This is a genomic window from Microbacterium sp. STRO-2N (assembly GCF_057747775.1).
This window is the reverse complement of the sequence record NZ_CM173223.1, coordinates 2,323,922-2,348,248: the sequence shown is the minus strand read 5'-3', so window position 1 is coordinate 2,348,248 and position 24,327 is coordinate 2,323,922. Positions and strand designations below refer to the sequence as shown.

23 protein-coding genes are annotated in these 24,327 nt (G+C 70.7%); 17 read left to right on the top strand and 6 right to left on the bottom strand.

Annotated features, from left to right (window positions below; genetic code table 11):
* Window positions 1–20: 20 nt before the first annotated feature.
* The 5 genes from AC3ANN_RS11015 to AC3ANN_RS10995 all read left to right on the top strand — a co-directional run bounded on the left by AC3ANN_RS11015 (window position 21) and on the right by AC3ANN_RS10995 (window position 4,845).
* Complete coding sequence (locus tag AC3ANN_RS11015; protein WP_488337446.1) at window positions 21–407, top strand: hypothetical protein; 387 nt, start codon at window positions 21–23, stop codon at window positions 405–407.
* Window positions 408–515: 108 nt separating this feature from the next.
* Window positions 516–1,460, top strand: coding sequence for a sugar-binding transcriptional regulator (locus tag AC3ANN_RS11010; RefSeq protein WP_488337445.1), 945 nt, complete (start codon window positions 516–518; stop codon window positions 1,458–1,460).
* Between the two features lie 64 nt (window positions 1,461–1,524).
* A complete protein-coding gene (gene deoC, locus AC3ANN_RS11005) occupies window positions 1,525–2,532 on the top strand; it encodes a deoxyribose-phosphate aldolase (protein ID WP_488337444.1) in 1,008 nt (335 codons plus the stop codon).
* Between the two features lie 10 nt (window positions 2,533–2,542).
* The gene (locus tag AC3ANN_RS11000) at window positions 2,543–3,982 is read left to right on the top strand and encodes an aldehyde dehydrogenase family protein (RefSeq protein WP_488337443.1); all 1,440 of its coding nucleotides are present in this window, start codon (window positions 2,543–2,545) and stop codon (window positions 3,980–3,982) included.
* Complete coding sequence (locus tag AC3ANN_RS10995) at window positions 3,982–4,845, top strand: aldehyde dehydrogenase family protein (RefSeq protein WP_488337442.1); 864 nt, start codon at window positions 3,982–3,984, stop codon at window positions 4,843–4,845. Before AC3ANN_RS11000 ends, AC3ANN_RS10995 begins: the two co-directional genes overlap by 1 nt.
* Window positions 4,846–4,891: 46 nt before the next feature.
* Here AC3ANN_RS10995 and AC3ANN_RS10990 read toward each other — a convergent pair whose 3' ends face one another.
* On the bottom strand, window positions 4,892–5,023 hold the full coding sequence (locus AC3ANN_RS10990) for a hypothetical protein (RefSeq protein ID WP_488337441.1): 132 nt from the start codon (window positions 5,021–5,023) through the stop codon (window positions 4,892–4,894).
* A gap of 280 nt (window positions 5,024–5,303) precedes the next feature.
* Here AC3ANN_RS10990 and AC3ANN_RS10985 point away from each other — a divergent pair, with 280 nt between their 5' ends.
* Window positions 5,304–5,486, top strand: coding sequence for a hypothetical protein (locus tag AC3ANN_RS10985; RefSeq protein WP_488337440.1), 183 nt, complete (start codon window positions 5,304–5,306; stop codon window positions 5,484–5,486).
* A gap of 63 nt (window positions 5,487–5,549) precedes the next feature.
* Here AC3ANN_RS10985 and AC3ANN_RS10980 read toward each other — a convergent pair whose 3' ends face one another.
* Complete coding sequence (locus AC3ANN_RS10980; protein ID WP_488337439.1) at window positions 5,550–6,131, bottom strand: hypothetical protein; 582 nt, start codon at window positions 6,129–6,131, stop codon at window positions 5,550–5,552.
* 370 nt (window positions 6,132–6,501) lie between these two features.
* A complete protein-coding gene (locus tag AC3ANN_RS10975) occupies window positions 6,502–7,257 on the bottom strand; it encodes an NRDE family protein (protein WP_488337438.1) in 756 nt (251 codons plus the stop codon).
* A 9-nt stretch (window positions 7,258–7,266) separates the two neighbouring features.
* On the opposite strand from AC3ANN_RS10975, the gene coaBC reads away from it, so the two are divergent.
* The 6 genes from coaBC to AC3ANN_RS10945 all read left to right on the top strand — a co-directional run bounded on the left by coaBC (window position 7,267) and on the right by AC3ANN_RS10945 (window position 15,007).
* Complete coding sequence (gene coaBC / locus AC3ANN_RS10970) at window positions 7,267–8,499, top strand: bifunctional phosphopantothenoylcysteine decarboxylase/phosphopantothenate--cysteine ligase CoaBC (RefSeq protein WP_488337437.1); 1,233 nt, start codon at window positions 7,267–7,269, stop codon at window positions 8,497–8,499.
* 78 nt (window positions 8,500–8,577) lie between these two features.
* On the top strand, window positions 8,578–9,477 hold the full coding sequence (locus AC3ANN_RS10965; RefSeq protein WP_488337436.1) for a glycerophosphodiester phosphodiesterase: 900 nt from the start codon (window positions 8,578–8,580) through the stop codon (window positions 9,475–9,477).
* Between the two features lie 152 nt (window positions 9,478–9,629).
* Complete coding sequence (locus AC3ANN_RS10960) at window positions 9,630–10,274, top strand: hypothetical protein (protein ID WP_488337435.1); 645 nt, start codon at window positions 9,630–9,632, stop codon at window positions 10,272–10,274.
* 232 nt (window positions 10,275–10,506) lie between these two features.
* The gene (locus AC3ANN_RS10955) at window positions 10,507–12,657 is read left to right on the top strand and encodes a DEAD/DEAH box helicase (RefSeq protein ID WP_488337434.1); all 2,151 of its coding nucleotides are present in this window, start codon (window positions 10,507–10,509) and stop codon (window positions 12,655–12,657) included.
* A 106-nt stretch (window positions 12,658–12,763) separates the two neighbouring features.
* Window positions 12,764–13,852, top strand: a complete 1,089-nt coding sequence (locus AC3ANN_RS10950) for a hypothetical protein (RefSeq protein WP_488337433.1) — start codon at window positions 12,764–12,766, stop codon at window positions 13,850–13,852.
* Between the two features lie 126 nt (window positions 13,853–13,978).
* Window positions 13,979–15,007, top strand: a complete 1,029-nt coding sequence (locus tag AC3ANN_RS10945; protein WP_488337432.1) for an ATP-dependent 6-phosphofructokinase — start codon at window positions 13,979–13,981, stop codon at window positions 15,005–15,007.
* Between the two features lie 46 nt (window positions 15,008–15,053).
* Here the strand turns inward: AC3ANN_RS10945 and AC3ANN_RS10940 are convergent, their stop codons facing one another.
* Window positions 15,054–15,881 (bottom strand): hypothetical protein, encoded by an 828-nt coding sequence (locus AC3ANN_RS10940; protein WP_488337431.1) that lies wholly within the window; start codon window positions 15,879–15,881, stop codon window positions 15,054–15,056.
* 359 nt (window positions 15,882–16,240) lie between these two features.
* On the bottom strand, window positions 16,241–18,364 hold the full coding sequence (locus AC3ANN_RS10935) for a S9 family peptidase (RefSeq protein ID WP_488337430.1): 2,124 nt from the start codon (window positions 18,362–18,364) through the stop codon (window positions 16,241–16,243).
* A 191-nt stretch (window positions 18,365–18,555) separates the two neighbouring features.
* Here AC3ANN_RS10935 and AC3ANN_RS10930 point away from each other — a divergent pair, with 191 nt between their 5' ends.
* The 5 genes from AC3ANN_RS10930 to AC3ANN_RS10910 all read left to right on the top strand — a co-directional run bounded on the left by AC3ANN_RS10930 (window position 18,556) and on the right by AC3ANN_RS10910 (window position 23,363).
* Window positions 18,556–19,878, top strand: coding sequence for an inorganic phosphate transporter (locus tag AC3ANN_RS10930; protein WP_488337429.1), 1,323 nt, complete (start codon window positions 18,556–18,558; stop codon window positions 19,876–19,878).
* Window positions 19,875–20,207, top strand: coding sequence for a peptidase (locus AC3ANN_RS10925; protein WP_488337428.1), 333 nt, complete (start codon window positions 19,875–19,877; stop codon window positions 20,205–20,207). Before AC3ANN_RS10930 ends, AC3ANN_RS10925 begins: the two co-directional genes overlap by 4 nt.
* A 106-nt stretch (window positions 20,208–20,313) precedes the next feature.
* On the top strand, window positions 20,314–21,222 hold the full coding sequence (locus AC3ANN_RS10920; protein WP_488337427.1) for a phosphodiesterase: 909 nt from the start codon (window positions 20,314–20,316) through the stop codon (window positions 21,220–21,222).
* 124 nt (window positions 21,223–21,346) lie between these two features.
* On the top strand, window positions 21,347–22,822 hold the full coding sequence (locus AC3ANN_RS10915; RefSeq protein WP_488337426.1) for an aspartate ammonia-lyase: 1,476 nt from the start codon (window positions 21,347–21,349) through the stop codon (window positions 22,820–22,822).
* 85 nt (window positions 22,823–22,907) lie between these two features.
* Window positions 22,908–23,363 carry a DUF4190 domain-containing protein gene (locus AC3ANN_RS10910; RefSeq protein WP_488337425.1) on the top strand — a complete coding sequence of 152 codons (456 nt, stop codon included), beginning with the start codon at window positions 22,908–22,910 and terminating at the stop codon, window positions 23,361–23,363.
* 57 nt (window positions 23,364–23,420) lie between these two features.
* Here the strand turns inward: AC3ANN_RS10910 and AC3ANN_RS10905 are convergent, their stop codons facing one another.
* Complete coding sequence (locus tag AC3ANN_RS10905; protein WP_488337424.1) at window positions 23,421–24,284, bottom strand: fumarylacetoacetate hydrolase family protein; 864 nt, start codon at window positions 24,282–24,284, stop codon at window positions 23,421–23,423.
* Window positions 24,285–24,327 lie beyond the last annotated feature (43 nt).

The window sequence follows — 24,327 nt, the reverse complement described above, 5'->3', positions numbered from 1 at the left end:
CCGCCCCCTACGATCGAGGCGTGCAAGAGCTCGTGGTGTGGGCCGCCGAAGCCGCGGCCGCGAATCCGGTCAACCTGTGGGGCGCGCTGGGGTGCGCGGTGGCATACTCGGCGTCGCTGCTGGCCACCCTCGACGCGTTCGCCGACGTGATCCTCGCCCGCGGCGACGCGCCCGCGGGGCGGCTCACTCCGGGCATCGGCCTGAAGTTCGCTTCGAAGCTGGCGGCGGCGGCGATCGCGGTGCTCTCGGCCGCGATCGTGCTTGCACTCGACGAGAACTGGTTCGCCTTCACGAGCCTGTCGATCGCGTTCGTGGTCGTCGTGGGGATCGGCGTCATCGTGCTGTTGAGGCACTCGCGCGCGAGCGCCGCAGTCGCGGCTCCGGTCGCCGTGGCCGAGGGCGGGTAGCGCGGGCGCACGCCGCGTATCTGCTCATGTGAGCAGAAGTGCGTTCAGATGTTGCTCGACCTCGATTCGTGTGTCAGCCTTGAAGGCGGACTGACGGAAGGAGGGGATGTGGACGCCGTCGACGAGCTGCTGTCGATCCGGGCAGCAGAGCTGTACTACGAGGAGAACCTCACGCAGGAGGAGATCGGGCGCAGCCTCCGCATCACCCGCTGGAAGGTCGGCCGCCTGCTGTCGCAGGCGAAGGAGGAGGGCTTCGTCCGCATCGAGATCCTCCACTCGCGCGCGCGGCGCGTGCCGCTCGAGCGGCGCCTGCGCGACGAACGTGGCCTCGCCGACGCGATCGTCGTGTCGCGAGCCGGCGTCGAGACGGAGGACGAGCTGCAGCGGCGCGTCGCCCAGGCCGCGGCGGACTACCTGTCGGCGTTGAGCCCGAGCCCCGGGGTGCTCGGCGTCAGCTGGGGTCGCACCCTCTCGGAGGTCGCCCACCAATTGCGCAACGGGTGGTCGAGCGGCACCGATGTCGTGCAGATCAACGGCGGCGTGAGCCTCACGCAGCGTCCGGGAACCGCCGCTGCCACCGCGGTCGCGATCGCACAGAAGGGCGGCGGACGGGCGACGCTGCTGCCGAGCCCCGCCATCCTGGAGCGCCGCGAGACGAAGGAGGCGATCGAAGCCGACCGGGTCGTCGCGAACGTCATGGATCTCGCCGGCTCGGCCGACGCGTACCTCTTCAGCGCCGGTGCCGCCGACCACCGGTCCGTCCATGTCGACAGCGGCTACCTCGCCCCCGAGGACATCGACCGCCTCGTCGGTCGCGGCGCCGTCGGCGACGTCGTCGGACGCTATGTCGACGCCGCGGGCGACATCGTCGACCCCGAGCTCGACGCACGCACCGTGGGCCTCTCGCTCGACGCGCTGCGGGCCGCGCCCGTCGCGATCGCTGCGATCGCCGGCACGCCGAAGCACGCCATCGCCGCGGCGCTGGTCGCATCGGGACTGTGCACCGCCCTGATCACCGACGAAGCCACCGCGCTCCACCTGCTCGAAGGATGACACCGTGAGCCCCGGCCCCTCACCGCATCCCCCCGCCACGTCCCACAGAAAGCCAGGTCATGCCATGTCAGGCGATTCCCTCATGACGCTGCCGGAGCGCGCCGTCGAGCTGCTCGGCGGCGAACCCGACGACACCACGCTCCGCCGGTACCTGCACGGGCTGCCCGGCGTCGACGCCGTCGGCCTCGAGCAGCGCGCGGCCGGCCTCGGTACGCGGTCGATCAAGACGACGTCCAAGGCGTGGGCGCTCGACAAGATCATCGAACTGATCGACCTCACCACCCTCGAGGGCGCCGACACCCCCGGCAAGGTCCGATCGCTGGTCGCGAAGGCGCTCAACCCGGATGCCTCGGATCCCACCTGCCCGCGTGTCGCGGCCGTGTGCGTCTACGGCGACATGGTGCCGCACGCCGTCGAGGCCCTCGGCGCGGCGCACGGCGACCCCGATGAGGGCGGCGTGAGCGTCGCCGCCGTGGCCACCGCGTTCCCGAGCGGGCGCGCGTCGCTCGACATCAAGCTCGCCGACACCGCCGAGGCGGTGGCGAGCGGCGCCGACGAGATCGACATGGTGATCGACCGCGGTGCGTTCCTCTCCGGCCGCTACGGCCTGGTCTTCGACCAGATCGCGCGCGTGAAGGCGGCATGCCGTCGCGAGGACGGGTCGTATGCGTCGCTCAAGGTGATCCTCGAGACCGGTGAGCTCAACACGTACGACAACATCAAGCGCGCCTCGTGGCTCGCGATCCTCGCCGGCGGCGACTTCATCAAGACCTCGACCGGCAAGGTGCAGCCGGCGGCGACGCTGCCGGTCACGCTCCTCATGCTCGAGGTCGTGCGCGACTGGCATCGGGCGACGGGCGAGAAGGTGGGCGTGAAGCCCGCGGGCGGCATCCGCACGTCGAAGGATGCGATCAAGTACCTCGTCACGGTCGCCGAGACGGTGGGCGAGGAATGGCTGCAGCCCCATCTGTTCCGCTACGGCGCGTCGAGCCTCCTCAACGACGTGCTGCTGCAGCGGCAGAAGCTGAAGACCGGGCATTACTCCGGCGCCGACTACGTGACGATCGACTAAGGAACGAGCCATGAGCTTCCTCGAATACGCGCCGGCCCCCGAGTCGCGCGCGATCCTGTCCCTCAAGCCCGAGTACGGGCTGTTCATCGACGGCGACTTCCGTCCGGGCTCCGGCGAATCGTTCGCGACGATCTCACCCGCCGACGAGTCGCAGATCGCGACGATCGCCTCGGCGACCGAGGCGGATGTCGACGCCGCCGTCGTCGCGGCGCGCCGCGCGTTCGACAAGACCTGGTCGAAGATGAGCGGCCGTGACCGCGGCAAGTACCTGTTCCGCATCGCGCGGCTCGTACAGGAGCGGGCGCGCGAGCTCGCGGTCGCCGAGAGCCTCGACAACGGCAAGCCGATCAAGGAGAGCCGCGACGTCGACGTGCCGCTGGTCGCCGCGTGGTTCTTCTACTACGCCGGCTGGGCCGACAAGCTCGACTACGCCGGCCTCGGCTCCGACCCGAGGCCGTTGGGGGTCGCCGGCCAGGTGATCCCGTGGAACTTCCCGCTGCTCATGCTCGCGTGGAAGATCGCCCCCGCGCTCGCCGCGGGCAACACCGTCGTCATCAAGCCCGCGGAGACCACGCCGCTGTCGGCGCTCATCTTCGCCGAGATCCTGCAACAGGCGGATCTGCCGCCGGGCGTCGTGAACATCGTCACGGGCGCCGGGGCGACCGGAGCGGCGATCGTGCGGCATCCGGACGTGAACAAGGTCGCCTTCACCGGTTCGACGGCCGTCGGACGCGAGATCGCGAAGTCCGTCGCGGGCACCGACAAGAAGCTGACCCTCGAGCTCGGCGGCAAGGCCGCGAACATCGTCTTCGAGGACGCGCCGATCGACCAGGCGATCGAGGGCATCGTCAACGGCATCTTCTTCAACCAGGGGCACGTGTGCTGCGCCGGCAGCCGGCTCCTCGTACAGGAGTCGATCCACGACGAGGTCGTCGACCGGCTCAAGGACCGCCTGTCGACGCTGCGGCTGGGCGACCCGCTCGACAAGAACACCGACATCGGCGCTATCAACTCGCGCGAGCAGCTCGACCGCATCCGCGAGCTGAGCCGCATCGGCGAGGAGGAGGGCGCCGAGCGCTGGAGCGCGGACTGCGTCATCCCCGACAACGGCTTCTGGTTCGCCCCGACGATCTTCACCAACGTGCAGGCGAGCCACCGCATCGCGCGCGACGAGATCTTCGGCCCGGTGCTGTCGGTGCTGACGTTCCGCACGCCGGCCGAGGCCATCGAGAAGGCCAACAACACGCCGTATGGGCTCTCGGCGGGGATCTGGTCCGACAAGGGCTCCCGCATCCTGGCCGTCGCCGACCGGCTGCGTGCGGGCGTGGTGTGGGCCAACACGTTCAACCGATTCGACCCGTCGTCGCCGTTCGGCGGCTACAAGGAGTCCGGCTACGGCCGCGAGGGCGGCCGCCACGGGCTCGCCGCGTACTTGAAGGGATCCCGCTGATGAGCAAGCGACTGACCGTCCCCAAGACCTACAAGCTCTTCATCGGCGGCGCGTTCCCGCGCAGCGAGTCGGGGCGCACGTACGAGGTGCTCTCGTCCAAGGGCGACTTCCTCGCCAACGCCGCGCTGGCGTCCCGCAAGGACGCGCGGGATGCCGTCGTCTCGGCGCGCGGCGCCGTCAAGGGCTGGTCGGGCGCCACCGCCTACAACCGCGGTCAGGTGCTCTACCGCGTGGCCGAGCTGCTCGAAGGCCGGCGTGCGCAGTTCGTCGACGAGATCGTCCAGCAGACCGGGGTGTCGGCATCCGCCGCCACCGCCGAGGTCGACGAGGCCGTCGACCGCTGGGTCTGGTACGCCGGGTGGTGCGACAAGTTCGGCCAGATCGCCGGCAACGGCAACCCGGTCGCGGGCCCGTACTTCAACATCTCGGTGCCGGAGCCCACCGGTGTAGTGGGCGTCATCGCACCGCAGGACTCCGCGCTCGTCGGGCTCGTCTCGGCGATCGCGCCGGCCCTCGTCACCGGCAATTCGGTGGTCGTCGTCGCATCGGAGCGGTTCCCGCTCTCGGCGATCAGCCTCGCCGAGGTGCTGGCGACGTCGGACGTTCCCGGCGGCGTCGTGAACGTGCTCACCGGCTCGCCCGCCGAGATCGCGCCCTGGCTCGCGTCGCACCCCGACGTGCATGCGCTGGACCTCGTCGGCGCCGGCGACTTGGACTGGGTCGACCTGCAGATCGCGGCCGCCGAGACCCTCACGCGAGTGCTGCCTCCCGAGAACGGGACGGATGCCGCGGCCCCCAGCCTCTCGCGCATCGCGGCGTTCACCGAGACGAAGACGGTCTGGCACACCAAGAGCCTTGTTTGATATTCGAGCGCTTCCGTACCGGGACCGCAATGATCGGCACCGGCCGCTAGGCGCGGTAGTAGTGCGCCAGCGGCATCGTGACGCTGCCACTCTCCTCGATCTTCTTGGCGGCGCGTTCGATGAGCGCCCAGTCGAGCTTGAGGTCTGGGCCGTTGTAGTACTCCAGCACCAACGGCACGCCCGGCGCGATCGAGAGTGGAACGAGATTGCCGTTCGAGCGGCCGCCACCGTCACGTGAAGAATGGGCGGCCGCGCAGGTGCGCGATGAGTACGTCCAGGTGGAAGAGCGCGTCGTCATCCAGCTCGTGCTGGATCTGCGAGCCGTAGAGGAGCTTCGAGTTGCGGCTCACACTATCGGCGTCCCCGCCCGGCCCGGCCTGCCGGGCGATACCATCGGGGCATGAGCAGCCAACGCTAGCCCCAACCGGGGGCGGCGACCATCGAGAGGACGACTCCTCATGCGTGGCATGCTCTGCAACACCCTGTTCCGCCTGTTCGGCCACCGCGTCTGCTGCGGCCGCATCCGCGCCTGGACCGCCCGCGTCGGCCAGCGGTGGGACAGCTACGACCGCGCGCCGCTGAACCTGTACAACGTCGTCTGGCGGGTTCAGGACTGGGTGCGGTCGGGGATGACGGACTAGGCCGACAACGCGAAGGCCCCGCTCGCGAAGCAGAGCGGGGCCTTCGGTGTTCGACGCGGGGGTCTATACGTTCCAGCGGCCGTGCGGGCGGAGCCAGAAGTAGCACATGCCCGTCTCGCCCTCCAGCGAGCCCCACGAGACGCCGGACTCGGGGAGGACCATCTGGACCCAGTCGCCGTTGCCGGGCAGGTCATCGTCGCTCACCGCGGCGATCTGCGCGAGGAGTGACTGGGCGCTCGCGTCGTCGCCGTTGAGGACGTGCGCGTCCCGGGCCGCCTGTGCGACCGAGCAGCGCCACACTGCATAGGCCGTCGCGGACCCCGAGCCGCTCCCGGGTCGAGCGATGAAACCGCCCGCAGGTGCCGTCTCAGGGAATGTGTAGCCCCCCGGCATCGCGAGCGGGAATGTGGCGACCGCGGCGGTGTACTCGGCTTGGCGCGCCTCGGCCTTGGCGGCGGCTTCCGCCGCGGCGGCCGCTTCGGCCTCGGCGACATAGTTCCTGGGCGTCGGTGACGTGGCGGGCGTCGGCTCGGCGGCTTTGGACGGAGCGGGCGCAGGGTCAGCGGCGGGCGCGCAGGAGGCGAGCCCAGCGGCGACGGTGAGGGCGACGGCTGCGGCTGCGGCCCTAGTGACGAGGTTCAGCATGGGCGCAACGCTACTCATGCCCATCCGCGTGAGCGAGGCACCGGACTGCCCCAGCGACAACGGCAGCGGTCCCGCCTCGGTGGAGACGGGGCCGCTGCAGGGCGGGGGCTCAGACCGCGCCGCTGCCGAGGCCCAGCGCGCCGGTCCAGTACACGTACGCGCTCACCTGGCCGGGCGAGGTGATCGTCTAGCAAGAGCTGACGGCGTAGTAGCCTGCCGCGACGTGACCGAGGCCGCGCGCGCCGGACTGGCCAGGCTGCCACTCGGCGACGGTGTCGATCTGCGTCATTGACAAATGGGTCAACGCGACTCTGGGTCACACCAAGAGCCTGGTGTAGTCAGCTGCCCGCGCCGCGGGCGGCGGGACGGCTCAGGCGAGGTCGAGCCCGCCCCACGCGCCGGGCCGGGTGAGCTCGCCGTAGTGCACGTCGACGTCGGTCGCCGACACCGACGCGACGCACGCCAGGAGCGACAGCGTGGGGTAGCCGTAGGGACGGTTGTCGCGGATGATCGCGCGGTCGTCGGTCGGCCGCAGCTCGGTCGAGCGCTCGAGGACCTCGAGCCACGGCAGCCACCAGTGCCCGCCTGCGGCGAGCTCGCTCGCACGGAACTCATCGAGCCACCGTGCGATGCGCGGTGTCGACGGATCGTCGACGTCGTCGTGAGCGATCATGTGGGTGCCCGGCTCGAGGTCGCGGGTCTGCAGCCGCGCTCCGTCCCAGGTGGTCACGCGGGCGCGCGGCCCCGTCACCTCGACCAGGTTGAACCCGTGCGTGCGCGGCTCGCCGCCGGGGGAGCGCCCCGCCACCGACTCGAGCACGATGCCGCCGCGTGAGACGAGCTCCGACTCGGGCCTCGTCGACACGTCGGCGCGGTTGAGGAGCACGGCGAGGCGCGCGGTCGTGGGATCGGCCGCGAGCCAGGCGCCGCCGGCGCGCGCGTCGCGCACGCCGATGACGCCGTCGTGCGGCTCCGGCCACCATCGGCCCAGGGGGTTCCACGGCCGGCCGGGATCCTCGTCGCGGATCGCGAGCACGCGCGTCGGCTCGTCTGCCGTATGCGGAACGCGGACGACGACCGTGCACATCGCGGATCTCCTGACGTCGGGGGTTTCGGGTCGTGCCAAGATCGGAGGGTGTTCGTCGTAGTCGGAGTCACCGGCGGGATCGCCGCGTATAAGACGGTTCAGCTGGTGCGCCTTCTCGTCAAGGACGGCCACGAGGTCCACGTAGTGCCCACCGACGACGCGCTGCGCTTCGTCGGCCTGCCCACGTGGGAGGCGATCAGCCGCCACACCGTGACCACCTCCGTCCACGACGACGTCGCACGCGTGCGGCACGTCGCGCTCGGCCAGGCGGCCGATCTCGTGATCGTGGCGCCCGCGACGGCGAACACGCTGGCGAAGATGACCGCGGGAATCGCGGACGATCTCCTCGGGACGACCCTACTCGCCACCACGGCACCGGTCGTCGTGGCGCCCGCGATGCACACCGAGATGTGGCGGCACCCCGCGACGGTCGCCAACATCGCGACCCTCCGTGAGCGCGGTGTGATCATGGTGGGTCCCGAGGACGGTGAGCTCACCGGCGGGGACAGCGGCCCCGGACGGATGTCGGAGCCCGAGGCCATCCTGGAGCGCGCGCTCGCCGCGGCCGCGGTGACGCGCGACCTCGATGGCCTGCGCATCGTGGTCAGCGCCGGGGGCACCCGTGAGCCGATCGATCCGGTGCGCTACATCGGCAACCGATCGAGCGGACGGCAGGGGGTGGCGGTCGCGCTCGCGGCGGCAGATCGCGGCGCCGACGTGGCGCTGATCGCGGCGCACGTCGACGACGGACCGCTGGCCGAGGCATCCGCCCACCCGCGCGTGAGGGTCGTCCGCGCCGGCACCGCCGCAGAGCTCGGTGCAGTGGCCGCAGTCGAGGCGGCGTCCGCCGATGTCGTCGTGATGGCGGCGGCGGTCGCCGACTACCGCGTCGCCGAGGTGTCGCCCCTCAAGCGCGCGAAGGAGTCGGCGCCCGGCGAGGGCATCACCCTCGACCTGATCGAGAACGACGACATCCTCGCGGAGCTCGTCCGCGGTCGGCGAGACGGGCAGACGATCGTCGGCTTCGCGGCAGAGACGCCGGGGGAGGGCGAGACGCTGCTCGACCGCGGCCGGCGCAAGGCCGCGCGCAAGGGCGCGGACCTCCTCGCCGTCAATGAGGTCGGCTGGACGAGAGGGTTCGAGAGCGGCGAGAACGCGGTGTCGATCATCGCCGCGGACGGGCGGCTCGTCGCGTCGGCGAACGGCAGCAAGCGCGACGTCGCCGAGGCGCTGTGGGACGCGGTGCTGTCGGTGCGCGGATCACGCGCGAAAACTGAGTAACGAAACGGTAACGGCGCATGTAGAGTGGTCCGCACCACGTCGACGACGACGCGGTGCAAGACCCGGAGGACATGCCCGATGCCCCACTCCGCGGCATCCGATCGCGCCCGCGATCGGATCCACGCCCTGCTCATCGTGTGCGTGCTCGCAGCCGCGAGCATGGTGATCGCGCTGTTCGGTGCGACACCGGCGCGGGTCAGCGCCCGCGAGCTGCTCGGCGATCCCCGCACGCCCGGCGAGGCGGCGTTCATCGCGAGCCATCGCGGGGGCGCGCAGACCGCCCCCGAGAACACGCTGCCCGCCATCTCCGCCGCCCTCGACGGCGGATTCGACTACGTCGAGGTCGATGTCGCGCTCACCGCAGACCGCCACCCCGTCCTCATGCACGACGCGACCGTCGACCGTACGACGAACGGCCACGGCCGACTCTCGGCGCTCACGCTCGCCGAGGTGCGCGCCCTCGACGCCGGCTCGTGGTTCGACGGCGCCTACGCCGGCACGCTGGTGCCCACGCTCGACGAGTTCCTCGACACGCTCGCGACGTCGGGCGGCCGCGCGATCATCGAGCTGAAGGGCGAGTGGGATGCCGAGGCCGTCGCCGCGGCCGTGTCGCAGGTCGTCGCGCGTGACCTCGAGCGTCGCGTCGCGCTGGCCGGCTTCGATGCGCGGACGCTCGCGCTGGTCGCCGCCGGCTCGGAGGTCGTGCCGCGCCTGCTCATCCTGAAGCACGTGCCGGACGACGTCGTCAGCGCGGTCGCCGAGGCCGGCGCGCGCGGCGTCATCGTGAGCCGGAAGGCCGTGCTCGATCGTCCCGGCATCGTCGACGAGCTCCACGCCGCGGGCGCACGCGTCGTCGTTTACACCCTGAACGACGACACGCACTGGGACGCCGTCACCGCGCTCGGGGTGGACGGCATCGTGACCGACGACCCGCACACGCTCTCGCGGTGGCAGGAGGCGTACGCGGACGGTCGCTGACGCACGTGCGCCGTGTGCAGGCTTACGTCGGGGCCGCTTCGGAAACCCGCGGCGGCGCCTCGCTCCGCTCCCGCGGCGTGCCCCGAGCGCGTCGCGGGCGCAGCGTCGTAAGGTCGAAGGGCGCCAGTCGGCGCACGCGAACCGGAGGTGTCATGCGGCTGTTCGACGATGTCCGGACGAAGCGGGTCGCGATCGCGATCGCCGCGCTGTCCGCGGTGGCGATGCTCGCGACCGGATGCCGGCCCGAGCCTTCGGCCACTCCCGAGCCCTCGGGGTCCGCGACGGTCGAGCAGCCGACGCCCGGTCCGTCGGTGACGCCGATCGAGACTGAGCTGCCGGATGCCGGATTCGAGCTGCCGGCGACCTGCGAGGAGATCTACTCCGCCGCGATGCTCGCGCAGCTGCAGTCGGCGAACCCGCCGCTGAACGACCCCGGCGTCACGATGCTCTCGACGGAGAACGCCGACCTCCTGGAGATCGTCCACAGCGGCGCGCCCACCATCCGCTGCTCGTGGGGTCAGCCCAGCGAAGTCGGGCTCGCGACGAACGTCACGACGATCGACGCCGAGCAGGCGGCGGCGATCTCGGCGGCGCTGCCGGAAGCGGGATTCGGCTGCGAGGCCCTCGGCGACGGCACCATCTGCCGCATCGAGCAGCGCGGCGTCACGCTCGACGACGAGGAGTACACGCGCGGCGAGACGCACTACATCGGCGACGGCGCCGTCGTCACCACCGCCTGGATCAACTTCAACCCCGACGGGTACACCGAAGACATCGTCGCGACGCTCTGGGGCTGAAGCGGCCCCCGTTCGCGGACGCATTCCCCGATCGGGCCGCCGATCCGGCTAGAATGGGCCGCGGGGAAACCGCTGACGATGTCGCAGCTCGCAGAAGCGAGTGCCCGCGGCCGTCGACGGCGAGCCCCGGTCCCGCGTTCGCGACGGCGTTCGCGCCGCCCGCGGGACGCACGACCATCGGTGTCATCCGATCATCGCCGGTCCCGATCCGGCACTCACGCTCAGGAGGAGCATGCCGACCACGGCACCCCAGACGGCGCAGCGTCGCCGCAAGTCCTCGTCCGCGCGCCGCGACGACGAGGCCCCCATCATCCCGATCCTCGCCCGCAAGGTGCGCGAGGTCGAGGCCAAGGCCCAGCGCGGCAAGCTCGGGCCCACGAACCGCGTCAAGTTCCAGGTGATCGCGTTCCTGGTGCGCGAGGAGCGCGCTCGCGTCAAGAACGACGGCGAGCTGACGGATGCCGCGCGCGCCGAACTGCTCAAGCGCCTGGACGGTGTCGCCACCATCCTCGCCAAGACCGCCGCCCGCGACACCTCGCTCATCCAGCTGCTCGAAGTCGACCAGGCCGCATCGCCGGTGGCGCGCCGCATGCGCCGCGACTGGCTGCTCGAGTCCGGTGCCGAGCTGCCGCCCGACGAGCTCATCATCACCGACGTCGCCCCGGTCGCCGCTCCTGTGGTGCCCGCCGCTCTCGCCGAGCGCCAGGTCGTGCCGGCGCAGGTCGAGGCACGGCGCGAGGCCAATCCGTTCCTCGCCCCCGATCTGTCGATCCGAGCGCCGAAGGAGACCCCGCGCCGGCGCCTCGACAGCTGGGAGCTCATGGGCCCCCTCTACAAGGCGTTCGAGACCGGTGCCGGCGGCGGAAGCGCGTCGATGGACCTGCCGCCGGTTCCCGAGTTCGACCGGCTGTCGCCCAAGGGCCTCGAGATCATGCCGCACCAGTCGCGGTTCCTGGAGTCCGTGCGCGCTGGGCACCGCACGTTCCTCCTCGCCGATGAGCCCGGCCTCGGAAAGACGGCGGAGTCGGTGCTCGCGGCATCCGTCGCGGGCGCCTACCCGCTGCTGGCGGTCGTGCCCAACGTCGTGAAGATGAACTGGGCGCGCGAGGTGGAGCGCTGGACACCGCAGCGGCGCGCCACGGTCATCCAGGGCGACGGCGAGGACATCGACGCGTTCGCCGACGTGTTCATCGTCAATTACGAGATCCTCGATCGCCACCTGTCGTGGCTCAGCTCGATCGGGCTGAAGGGCATGGTCGTCGACGAGGCTCACTTCATCAAGAACCTCACCTCGCAGCGCTCGCAGAACGTGCTCGCCCTCGCCGCCCGCATCCGCGAGCAGGTGCGCGACCCGCTGCTGCTGGCGCTGACGGGCACGCCGCTCATCAACGACGTCGAGGACTTCGACGCGATCTGGCGATTCCTCGGCTGGACCACCGGCGAGAAGCCCGGGCCCGTGCTGATGGAGAGGCTCGACGAGACGGGCCTCACGCCCGCCGACAAGGCGTTCTATCCCGAGGCGCGCGACGCCGTCATTTCGATGGGCATCGTCCGGCGCAAGAAGAAGGATGTCGCCGCCGACCTGCCCGACAAGCTCATCGCAGACCTCCCCGTGGAGCTCGACGACGAGTTCGGCCGGTCGATCCGGCAGGCCGAGCGCGAGCTCGGCGAGCGCCTTGCCGCGAAGTACCGCCGCATCATCGAGGCGCGCGGCGCCCGTGGGCTCGCGCCCGGCGAGATCGACGAGGACATCGTCCGCCTCGTCGCGCACAACGAGCTCGAGGAGTCGAAGGCCGCCGGCACCGGCTCGGAGAACGTCTTCACCATGGTGCGCAAGATCGGCCAGGCGAAGGCCGTCCTCGCGGCCGACTACGCGGTGCAGCTGCAGCGCTCGGTGGGCAAGGTCGTGTTCTTCGCCAAGCACATCGACGTCATGGACGCCGCCGAGGCGCATTTCGCGGCGGCGGGCCTGAAGACGGTGTCGCTGCGCGGCGACCAGGCGACCACCGCCCGCCAGCAGGCGATCGACGCGTTCAACAACGACCCCGACGTCGGCATCGCGGTCTGCTCGCTCACGGCGGCGGGCGTCGGCGTGAACATGCAGGCGTCGTCGAACGTCGTGCTGGCCGAGCTGTCGTGGACGGCCGCCGAGCAGACCCAGGCGATCGACCGCGTGCACCGCATCGGCCAGGACGAGCCCGTGACGGCATGGCGCATCATCGCGGCGCACACGATCGACACGAAGATCGCGGAGCTGATCGACTCGAAGCAGGGTCTCGCGGCGCGCGCGCTCGACGGCGAGGCCGTCGACCCGCAGTCCAGCGACTCGGTCCAGCTCTCGGCGCTCATGCACGTGCTGCGCCAGGCCCTCGGCGCCGCGTAGACCGGGCATCGATCGACGAGCGGCGACCACGGGCGCCGCTCGTCCCCTCGCGCATCCGCCCGCCTCTGGGCCTTCGGCGCCGGACTGTGCTCGCTAGGGTGGCCGGATGACCATCGTCGCTGAGGACCTGCTCGCCGGGCCGCGCGGTCGCCGGCTCTGTCTCGAGTACGCGCTGGCCCGGGCGGACCTGGCGGTCACGCCGGAGGGCCGGCGTGCTTCATCCGTCGTCTTCTGGGCTGTCCACGCTCTCGAGGACGCCGCGACGATCACATTCCTTCGCTCCGATGCGTCCGCAGCGGAGGCCGTGGAGCCCCCGCCGCATTCCCCAGCAGACGCGGCGGACGCGCTCGCATCGATCGACGTCGGTGCGCCCACTCCGGCGATGCTGCGTGATGCGCTTGCGATCTCCGTGGACCACGCGCGGGGCTGGCAGGAGCCCGACGGCGCCGACGTGCTGGCGGCCACGCCCGAGGTGCGACGGTCGCTCCGGCGCGCGGCCGAGGTCATCGCGGCCGCGCCGGACTCGGCGTGGTGGCACACCCCCGTCGACCTCGGCGACCAGTGGGCCGTGCCTTGGGATGGCGGAGGGCGGCCCTCCGCCGACCCCGGTGCGGAACTGGACGCCTGGCGCGTCAGCGTCCTGGAGGACGACGCGAGGGCGGCCGTGGACCGGCCGTCGGACCCGACCGCGCGCTGGACCGGGTGGTGGTGGTCGATCCCTCCCCACGGCCTCGTGCGGACGTCGCGCTCGCTCGGCGATGACGGCCCCGCCGGCCTCTGGTTCGTCGAGGACTTCCTCGGCGGCGACGAGGCGACCGCCGTGCCTGTCGACGCGTACCCGGGCCGGGTCATCGAGATCCGCACGCTGGAGGACTGGGCGGACCTGTGCCGACGGCATCCGCTCGACGTCACCGCGTCGCGGCGGCATGACTGGTATCGCGTCACAGGCCGCGACGGCCGGTGGGTCATGCCGGACTGGTCGGCCGTTGCTCGGGAGGCCGACGCCGTCCACCTCACGGTCGCCGGGTACCTCGCCGTCGCGACTCGCCTGATCGAGATCGACGACGACAGGGCATCGGTGGTGGCCGGGTGGAATCCCGACGAGACGTTCTGGTTCCGCGGCACCTCGGCGCGGCCCGCCGAGCAGCGGGAGTGGCGGCGGGAGGACGGCATCTGGCGCCGCGAGACGGATTGAGTGGCCGCTCACCCGGGTCGCTAAGGCCGGAGGATGGCGCTGTGTGGCAGGGCGCGGCATCCGGCACTAATGTCGGGTGAGGCAGCGTCGCCGGACCTCTTCACCCGACAGCGAGGAACTTGAGCTATGAAGATCGGCATCCTGACGAGCGGCGGCGACTGCCCCGGACTCAACGCGGTCATCCGCGGAGTCGTGCTCAAGGGCACGACGACGTACGACCTCGAGTTCGTCGGCATCCGCGACGGCTGGCGGGGTGTCGTGGACGGGGACTTCTTCCCGCTGACCCGCCACGAGGTCAAGGGCCTGTCGAAGGTGGGCGGCACGATCCTCGGCACGAGCCGCACGAACCCCTACGAGGGTCCGCGCGGCGGCGCCGAGAACATCGCCAAGACGATGTACGGCCACCGTCTCGACGGCATCATCGCGATCGGCGGCGAGGGCACGCTCGCGGCGGCCAACCGCCTGGCGAACGACGGCATCAACGTGCTGGGCGTGCCCAAGACGATCGACAACGACCTGCGCGCCACCGACTACTCGTTCGGCTTCGACACCGCCGTGAACATCGCGACCGATGCGATGGATCGCCTCCGCACGACGGGCGACTCGCACCAGCGGTGCATGGTCGCCGAGGTCATGGGCCGCCACGTCGGCTGGATCGCGCTGCACGCGGGCATCGCCGCAGGCGCGCACGCGATCTGCATCCCCGAGGTGCCGCTGTCGATCGAGGAGATCACCGAGCTCGTCACCAAGGCGCACGACCGCGGCCGCGCGCCGCTCGTGGTCGTGTCGGAGGGTTTCAAGCTCAAGGGGCAGGACGAGGCCTACTCCGACAAGGGTCTCGACGCGTTCAACCGTCCGCGCCTGGGCGGCATCAGCGAGGTGCTCGCCCCCGAGATCGAGCGCATCACGGGCATCGAGACGCGCTCCACGGTGCTCGGTCACATCCAGCGCGGCGGGTCGCCGTCGGGCTTCGACCGCGTCCTCGCGACCCGCCTGGGCCTCCACGCCGCCGACGCGATCGTCGACGGCGCGTGGGGCCAGATGGTGGCGCTGCGCGGCATCGACATCGTCCGCGTCCCCTTCGCCGACGCGCTCGGCGAGCTCAACAGCGTCCCGCTCTACCGATACGAAGAGGCCGCCGCCCTCTTCGGCTGATCCCTACACCACGCCACCTCGCGAACCCGAGGAGTCTCGACGAGACCTAGTGCGTCGTCCTAGGTTTCGTCGAGCCCGCTTGGGCTCGTGTTGCGAACGATCGCGGGTTCGATGCCAGCGACGCGAGCATCTCATCGTGCCGCGGATGGGCACGCACGAGTCCTGCCGACGCGAGCTTCTTGTCCAACGGTGTATGACGGATCACGTCTGACCAATCCCAGCGCGCGAACCCCGACACGTAGCGGCGGAGTCGGTCTTCTCGCTTCTTCTCCCGGACGAAGTGCGCCTTCATCGATTCGCGATCCTCGGCGTCGTACTTGCCGTATCCGTCAGACTCTCCCACGACCCGGGCTCGCTGCCAGTAGAAGTCGCTGCGATCGTTCTCGTCTTCATAGTCGAACTGGTGCTGAAGCTCTGGCTCCTCGTACCCGAGCCACTCGATGACCGCACGGCTCACGGATTCGCCGGGACTCTCGGCGGCGGGAGCCATGCGGGCCTGAACCCAATCGAGCTGCCTCAGCCCGCGCCGGTTCGCCTGAGCGCGCCCGCGCTCGCTGAGATCGACAGAGAGGCCGTCATGCTGAAGCATTCGCGCGGCCGCGTCCGCCACGGCAAGTGCGAAGGCCGGCGGCAGCACGCGGCACGCATCGGTTGCGGTCTCAACAACGGATGTCATCGCAATCCCGTCGAGCGCTGTGACTTCGCGCTCGGTTCGGCTTCCGTGGACGACGACATCCCCCTCCCGCCATGACCTCCCGTCATTGCTGAGGAGATGGATCTCCCGTGGTTCGCCGAAGGTAGGCAGACCCTGCATCGCCGCGGCGGACTCGAGACAGAACACCGGCGATTCCCAGATCCGTGCGACCGCCTCCACCCGCAGGCGATACCGCTCCCACGGCTTCAGAGCCGCCCACTCGTCCTGGCGGACGTACGCGCCTGCGCGGAGGCGGTGCAACGCGCCGTTCCGGTCGAGGCGTGCGACGTCCGATGGTCTTTCGCGAGTGAGGAGAAGCTTCGCCGGCATGCGTCGACCTTGCTCCTGCGGGCGAGCGCTCCAGCCCGGTCATCCGCAGGTCGGTGGAAATCTCCCGCACCCGCCCGGCTGGGGAGGAGCAGCCGCTCACCCTTCACCGCGAAACCGGGCAGTCCCGACGAAACCGACGGCATCGCCCCCGGTCTCGGCGAGAACCCTCGGTCTCGCAAAGTGCGGGGCCGCGCGACGGGCGCCGGGGGTCAGGCGTCGGCGAGGCCGACGACGTCGAGCAGCCAGGCGAGGTCGAAGGCGCGCTCGCGCCACGCGTTGTACCGACCCGAGACGCCGCCGTGACCGGCGACCATCTCGCACTTCAGCAGCGCGTCGGCGCCGACCTCGCGCAGACGCGCGACCCACTTCGCCGGCTCGACGTACAGCACCCGGGTGTCGTTGAGGGAGGTCACGGCGAGGATCCTCGGGTACGAGGTATCCGTCCGCACGTTCTCGTACGGCGAGTACGACTTCATGTAGGCGTACACGTCGGGGTTGTGGAGCGGGTCGCCCCACTCGTCCCACTCGATCACGGTGAGAGGGAGCGACGGGTCGAGGATCGTCGTGAGCGCGTCGACGAAGGGCACATCGGCGAGGATGCCGGCGAACAGCTCGGGTGCGAGGTTCGCGACGGCTCCCATGAGCAGCCCGCCGGCCGAGCCGCCCTCCGCGACCAGCTGTGACGCGGTCGTGTAGCCGTTGTCGACGAGGTGCAGGGCGCAGTCCACGAAGTCGGTGAAGGTGTTGCGCTTGTTCAGCAGCTTGCCGTCCTCGTACCACTGGCGGCCCATCTCGCCGCCGCCGCGGACGTGCGCGACCGCGAAGACGACGCCCCGGTCGAGCTCCGACAGGCGCGGCACCGAGAAGCCCGGCTCGATGGAGTGCTCGTACGAGCCGTAGCCGTAGAGGTGCACCGGGCGGGGGGCGGCGCCCGCGTCGCCGAACGATCGCTTGAACACGAGCGAGATCGGGATCTGCGCGCCGTCCTGTGCCGTCGCCCAGACCCGCTCCTGGGCGTAATCCGCCGGGTCGTACCCGCCGAGGACGGGCTGGCGCTTGCGCAGGTGCAGCTCGCGCGTGGCGACGTCGAGGTCGTACACCGTTCCGGGCGTCACGAACGAGCCGTAGCCGAGCCGCAGCAGCGGGGGAGCCCATTCGGGGTTGCCGCCCGTGCCGACCGAGTACAGCGGCTCGTCGAACTCGATCTCGCTCACGCCGCCCGTGGCATAGTCGAGCAGGCCGAGCCGCGCGAGGCCGCCCCGGCGGTAGCCGACCACACCCCAGTCGCGGAAGGTCGACACGCCCAGCAGCCGCTCGCCGGGACGGTGCGGGATGACGACCTCGCGCGCTCCGGAGGGGTCGGACGCCGCGACCCGCACCAGCTCGAAGTCCAGGGCTCCGTCGTTGTGGAGGACGAAGAGCACGTCCTCGCCGTCGACCACCGCATGCTCGGAGTCGTACTCCACACCCTCGGTGCGTGGCCACACCACGCGCGGCTCGCCGCGGAGGTCGGCCGCATCCAGCAGCCACTCCTCGGACGTGATGGAGGAGCCGAGCCCGATGACGAGGTAGCGGTCGCTGCGGGTGAACCCGGCCCCGACCCAGAACTTCTCGTCGGGCTCGTGGAAGATCTTCGCGTCGTCTTCGACGGGCGTCCCGAGCTCGTGCAGCCACACGGTGTCAGGCCGCCAGGCGTCGTCGACCGTCGTGTAGACGATGAAGCGTCCGTCGGGCGAGAACGTCGCTCCGGCGAAGGTGCCCGGGATCTCGTCGGGCAGCTGCTCGCCGGTCACCAGGTTGCGCACCCGTACGGTGTAGCGCTCGTCGCCGGCCACGTCGACGCCGTAGAGCATGAGCGTGCCGTCGTTCGAGACCTCGAAGCTCCCGAGCGAGAAGAACTCGTGCCCCTCGGCCTCCACGTTGCCGTCGAGGAGGATCTGCTCGCCGGGCACGGGCACGGCGGGGGAGAGCTCCGGGGGTGTCCAGTCGTCGGGTGAGGCGAGCGGCGCGCGGCACTGGATGCCGTACTGCTTGCCCTCGAGCGTGCGGCCGTAGTACCACCAGTCGCCGCGGCGGGTCGGCACCGACAGGTCGGTCTCGAGCGTGCGCGCCTTGATCTCGTCGAAGATGCGCTCGCGCAGTCCCTCGAGGTGAGCGGTGCGTTCCTTCGTGTACGCGTTCTCGGCCTCGAGGTGCGCGATGACCGCGGCATCCTCCTTCGCGCGGAACCACTCGTAGCGGTCCTCGACGTCGTCGCCGTGGTGCGATCGGGTCACCGGGCGGATGTCGGCGATGGGGGCGGGCGGGAGGGCGGACGTGTCGTGGGCGGTCACGCCCTCCACGGTAGTCGCCCTCGCGCGGCGTGCGCGGTTCGCGCGGGCGCGGGCGTGAGTTGATCGTCCGGGGAGCCGTTGTAGGATTCTTGCTGGCCGGTTGCCGGTTCCTGAACTCTAGGTGAACTGTTCGTTCGTCACGCCGATCACGTCGGCATCCACACACCACCCCCCCTCACGGAAAGCGAACGGTGGAAACCGCAACCCTCATCATCGTGCTGGTGATCGTGCTGGCGCTGTTCTTCGACTTCACGAACGGTTTCCACGACACGGCGAACGCGATGGCGACGCCCATCGCGACGGGTGCCCTCAAGCCCAAGACCGCCGTGCTGCTGGCCGCCATCCTCAACCTGGTCGGCGCGTTCCTGTCGACGGAGGTGGCCAAGACCATCTCGGGCGGCATCATCCGCGAGGACGAGATCTCGGCATCCGTCTTCCCCGCCGTCATCTTCGCGGGCCTGATCGGCGCGATCACGTGGAACATGCTCACGTGGCTGCTCGGGCTGCCGTCGTCGTCGTCTCACGCCCTGTTCGGCGGCCTCATCGGCGCGACGATCGTGGGCGTCGGGGTCATGGCGATCGACTTCGGCGTCGTGATGTCGAAGGTGATCCTCCCGGCGGTGATCGCGCCGCTGACGGCGGGCGTCATCGCGTTCACGGTGACCAAGCTCGCGTACGCGCTGACGCGGCGCTACGACAGCAAGCCCGACGGCCGCGACGGCTTCCGCTTCGGCCAGATCTTCACGTCGTCTCTCGTCGCGCTCGCGCACGGCACCAACGACGCACAGAAGACGATGGGAGTCATCACCCTCGCCCTGATTACGGCGGGCTGGCAGTCCTCGGACGACGCCGACCCGCAGACATGGGTCATCTTCGCGTGCGCGATCACGATCGCGCTCGGCACCTACATGGGCGGCTGGCGCATCATCCGCACGCTCGGCAAGGGTCTCACCGACGTCAAGCCGGCGCAGGGCTTCGCGGCGGAGAGCTCGACCGCCGCCACGATCCTGGCCTCGAGCGCCCTCGGCTTCGCGCTGTCGACCACGCAGGTGGCGTCTGGGTCGGTCATCGGCTCGGGCCTCGGCCGGCGCGGCTCGCAGGTGCGATGGCGGACCGCCGGCCGCATCATGATCGGCTGGGTCCTGACGCTGCCCGCCGCAGGTGCCGTGGGCGCCCTCGCGGCGCTGATCGCGGTGTCGTTCGGCTTCTGGGGCATCGTGATCGACACGGTGCTCGCGGTCGCGGTCATCCTGGGCCTGTTCCTGCGCTCGCGCCGCAACGCCGTCACGGCCGCGAACGCGATGAGCGAGGTCGCCGAGTCGGGTCGCGCGGTCAAGGTCAAGCGCAACCCGCCGCCCACGCGTCGTCAGCGCGCGATCGCGCGGGAGGAGGCCCGTCGCCGCGCCGCCGACGATGCGGCCGCGAAGAAGGCGGCCAAGGCGGCGAAGGCGGCCAAACCCGCCAAGGGCGCCGAACGAACGCCCAGCGCGCCGAAGGACGGGGGCGAGCGATGATCGTGATCAACTGGCTCGCCTTCGTGCAGGTCTTCCTCGCGGCGCTCACGGCCGCCGTGCTCGTGGTCGGGTTCTACGCCCTCGGTCTGCGCCTGCTGGTCCGTGCCGGCCGCCCGCCGGTCGTGGCACCCGTGGAGTTCACCGACGCCATCACCGTGATCTCCGAGAAGGAGGCTCGCCGCGCCGAGAAGGCGGCGGCGAAGGCGGCCAAGCGCAATCCCCTCACCGAGGGGCAGAAGCGGCTCGCGCTCATCGGCGCGTACGCGTGCTTCGCGGTGTGCGCCGCAGCGGTGATCGGCGGCATCCTGCTGATCGTCTTCAACCACTGACCGGGATGCACTGCGGCGACGACGGTGCCCACGCCCCCTCCCGGAGCATCGGGTCGCGTGGGCCCCGCGCCAGCACGGCGTCGCCGCCACCGCCTAGGCTGTGCGCATGACGACGGCACCCGTGCAGTTCGGTCAGTACGCGCCCGCGCGGCGCACGCTCCTGCATGTGAGCGACACGCATCTCCTTGCCGGCAACCCGCCGCTGGGCGGGCGCTTCGACACCGCGGCGAATCTGGCCCGCACGCTCGAGGCGGCCGAGGCCACCGGCATCCGTCCCGATGCGATCGTGTTCACCGGCGACCTGACCGATCTCGGCGAGCCGGAGGCCTACGCGGCGCTTCGAGAGGCCGTCGAGCCCGTGGCGGAGCGGCTCGGAGCGCCGGTGGTGTGGGTGGCAGGCAACCACGACGAGCGGACGGCCATGCGCCGGGTGCTGTTCGGCCTCGACGAGACCGAAGAGCCGGTCACGGGCGTGTGGGACCTCGACGGCCTGCGCCTCATCGCCCTCGACTCCACGGTGCCGGGATGGCACCACGGCGACCTCGACGCAGCCCAGCTGGAGTGGCTGCGCCGTGAACTCGAGACGCCCGCGCCCCTCGGGACGATCCTCGCGCTGCACCACCCGCCGCTGCCGTCGCATGTGCCGCTGTTCGACATCCTCGAACTCCGTGACCAGGGGCGGCTCGCCGAGATCGTCGCGGGGTCCGACGTGCGGGCGATCCTCGCGGGCCACCTGCACTACTCCACCAGCGGGACGTTCGCGGGGGTCCCCGTGAGCGTCGCGTCGGCGACCTGTTACACGATGAACCTCGCGCGCCCTGCGGCCGAGGTGAACGGGATGGACGCCGGCCAGTCGTTCCACCTCGTCCACGTGTACGACGACACGATCACGCACGCCGTCGTGCCGGTGGTCGACGCGGCCACAGCCGATGTCTTCTCGGCGGAATGGGTCGAGCGGATGTCGCGCCTCACGCCTGAACAGCGACTCGAGGAGTTCTCGCGCAAGCGACGATGACGCGCGCCGCGGTGTACGAACCCGTCGGCCTCCTGTACGCCGTGTACAGCGACCCGCGACTCGTGCGCGGGTAGTGTCGGAGGCATCCCCACACCGCTGTGATCGACCCACGAGGACTGCACACATGGCTCTGGACGCAATGACGCGAACCCGCACCGAGACCGACTCCCTGGGATCCCTCGAGATCCCCGCCGACGCGTACTGGGGCATCCACACGGCCCGGGCGCTCGAGAACTTCCCGATCTCGAAGCGGCCCATCTCGGTCTACAAGGACCTCGTGAAGGCGCTCGCGATGGTCAAGCAGGCGTCGGCGCGAGCCAACAAGGAGATCGGGGTCCTCGACCCCGAGAAGGCCGACCTCATCGACCGCGCGGCGCAGCTCGTGATCGACGGGAAGTTCCACGACCAGTTCGTGGTCGGCGTCATCCAGGGCGGCGCCGGCACATCGACCAACATGAACGCGAACGAGGTCATCACCAACGTCGCGCTCGAGCTCGCCGGCCGTGAGAAGGGCGACTACAAGTTCCTCTCGCCGATCGACGACACCAACCGCAGCCAGTCCACCAACGACGTCTACCCGACCGCGATCAAAGTGGGGCTCGGCCTCGATCTGCTGACCCTGCTCGAGGAGCTGGACCTCCTGCGTCGTGCGTTCCTCGACAAGGCCGTCGAGTTCCACGACGTGCTCAAGGTCGGTCGCACGCAGCTGCAGGACGCCGTGCCGATGACGCTCGGACAGGAGTTCCACGGCTTCGCCACGACGCTCGGCGAGGACTACCACCGTCTCAAGGAGAACGCGTACCTCCTGTACGAGATCAACATGGGCGCCACGGCCATCGGCACGGGCATCACGACGCATCCCGGCTACGGGCAGGCGGTGCTGCGTCACCTGCGCGAGATCTCCGGTCTCGACCTCGACCTCGCGACCGACCTGGTCGAGTCGACGAGCGACACCGGCGCGTTCATGTCGTTCTCGTCGTCGCTCAAGCGCAACGCGATCAAGCTCTCGAAGATCTGCAACGATCTGCGGCTGCTGTCGTCGGGCCCGCAGGCGGGACTCGGTGAGATCAACCTGCCGCCGCGCCAGGCCGGCTCGAGCATCATGCCCGGCAAGGTGAATCCGGTGATCCCGGAGGTCGTCAATCAGGTGGCCTTCGCGGTCGCGGGCGCCGACCTCACCGTCACGATGGCCGTCGAAGGCGGCCAGCTGCAGCTCAACGCGTTCGAGCCGGTCATCGCGCACTCGATCTTCCAGTCGATCACGTGGATGCGCCGGGGCATGCACACGCTGCGCGTCAACTGCGTCGAGGGCATCACGGCGAACCGCGAGCGGCTCGGCGCACTCGTGGGCTCGTCAGTCGGCGTGATCACCGCGCTCACGCCCTTCATCGGCTACTCCGCGGCGGCGGCGCTCGCCAAGACGGCGCTTCTCACCGGACGCAGCGTCGCCGACCTCGTGGTCGAGGCAGACCTCATGTCGCGCGACGAGGTCATCAAGCAGCTCTCGCCCGCCCGGCTCTCGGGCCTCGAGACCATCACGGCGGCGATTCCGGTCGTCGGCCCCGGCGAGATCCCAAGCGACGATCCGGCCGACGGCTGAACGACGGATGCCGGGTCCGGCGCGGTGATTGCCCTGCGAGCGCGCATGCCGCTACGGTCATGTGAGTCCACATGAGAGGAATCACATGACCGATCCGCAGAACCCCGCCGACCCCACCGTGCCGGGCGCGAACGTTCCGCCCGCCCCGCCCGCCGCTGCCCCCGAGCAGCCCGCCGCGGCCCCCGCTGCTCCGCCCGCCTACGCTGCGGCTCCGCCGCCGCAGTACGGCGCACCCGCCCCGGCGACCGTCCCGGGGCGGACCCTCGGCATCGTCGCGTTCGTCGTGTCGTTCTTCGCGTCCCTCATCGGCCTGATCCTCGGCATCGTCGCCCTCGTGCAGAGCAAGAAGGCCGGTCACAAGAACGGCTGGGCCGTCGCCGCGATCATCCTGGGATCGGTCTTCCTTGTCCTCACGATCATCCTGGTCGTCGTGTTCATCGGCATCGCCGCCGCCGGCGCAGCGCAGATCGCGGAGTTCTGCGCCCAGTACGGCACTGGTACGCACGAAACGACGTCTGGACTCACGGTCACGTGCCCGTGAGCTAAGAGCTGAGCCGGCCGAGGGCGGTCCCGCGACGCGGGGTCGCCCTCGGCGCATTCAGTCGAGGATCCGGCAGTGGGTCGTGAGCGACCCGATGCCGTCGATGCCGACCGTCACGGTGGAGCGGTCGCGCAGGAACACCTGCGGGTCGCGGGAGTAGCCCGCGCCGCCCGGGCTGCCCGTCGAGATGAGAGTCCCGGGGAGGAGGGTGGCGGACTTCGACAGGTGCGAGATCAGCGTCGCGACCGGCCGCACCATCTGCGCGGTCGTCGCGTCCTGCATGGTGTGACCGTCCAGGACCGTCCAGATGTGGAGGTCCTGCGGATCGGGCACCTCGTCGGCGGTGACCACGAACGGCCCGGTCGGCGTGAAGCCGTCGAACGACTTGCACCGCGACCACTGCGCCTCGGAGTACTGGATGTCGCGGGCGGTGATGTCGTTGACGACGGTGTAGCCCCACACGTGATCGAGGGCGTCCTCGGGCGAGACATCCTTCGCCGGCGTCCCGATGATGACGCCGAGCTCCGCTTCGTAGTCGACGGACTCGCTGAGCGAGCGCGGCCACGCGGTCGTGCCGTCGTGCCCGGCGAGGGAATTCGGCCAGAGCACGAAGACCGTCGGCGTCGAGTCGGTCTTCAGCCCGAGCTCGCTCGAGTGAGCGGCGTAGTTCAGCCCGATCGCGAGGATCACGGGCGGCGCGAGGACGGCAGAGGCGTATCGCCGGCCGTCGAGCGGATGCCGCGTGCCCCGGTCCGCGCTGTCGCGCACGCGGTGCAGCAGCTCGTCGCCGCCCTCGATCAGCTCCTCGAGCACGCGCGGTGCGCCGTCGAAGAGCTCGTCGACGAAGACGGCCTCTTCGCCGTCCACCACGACGAGCCTGGGCTCCTCCGAATCCGGCGGGACGACATGGGCGAAGCGCATCCCTCCAACCTACCTGGCTGTCCCGGCACCGTGCCGTGCCGGT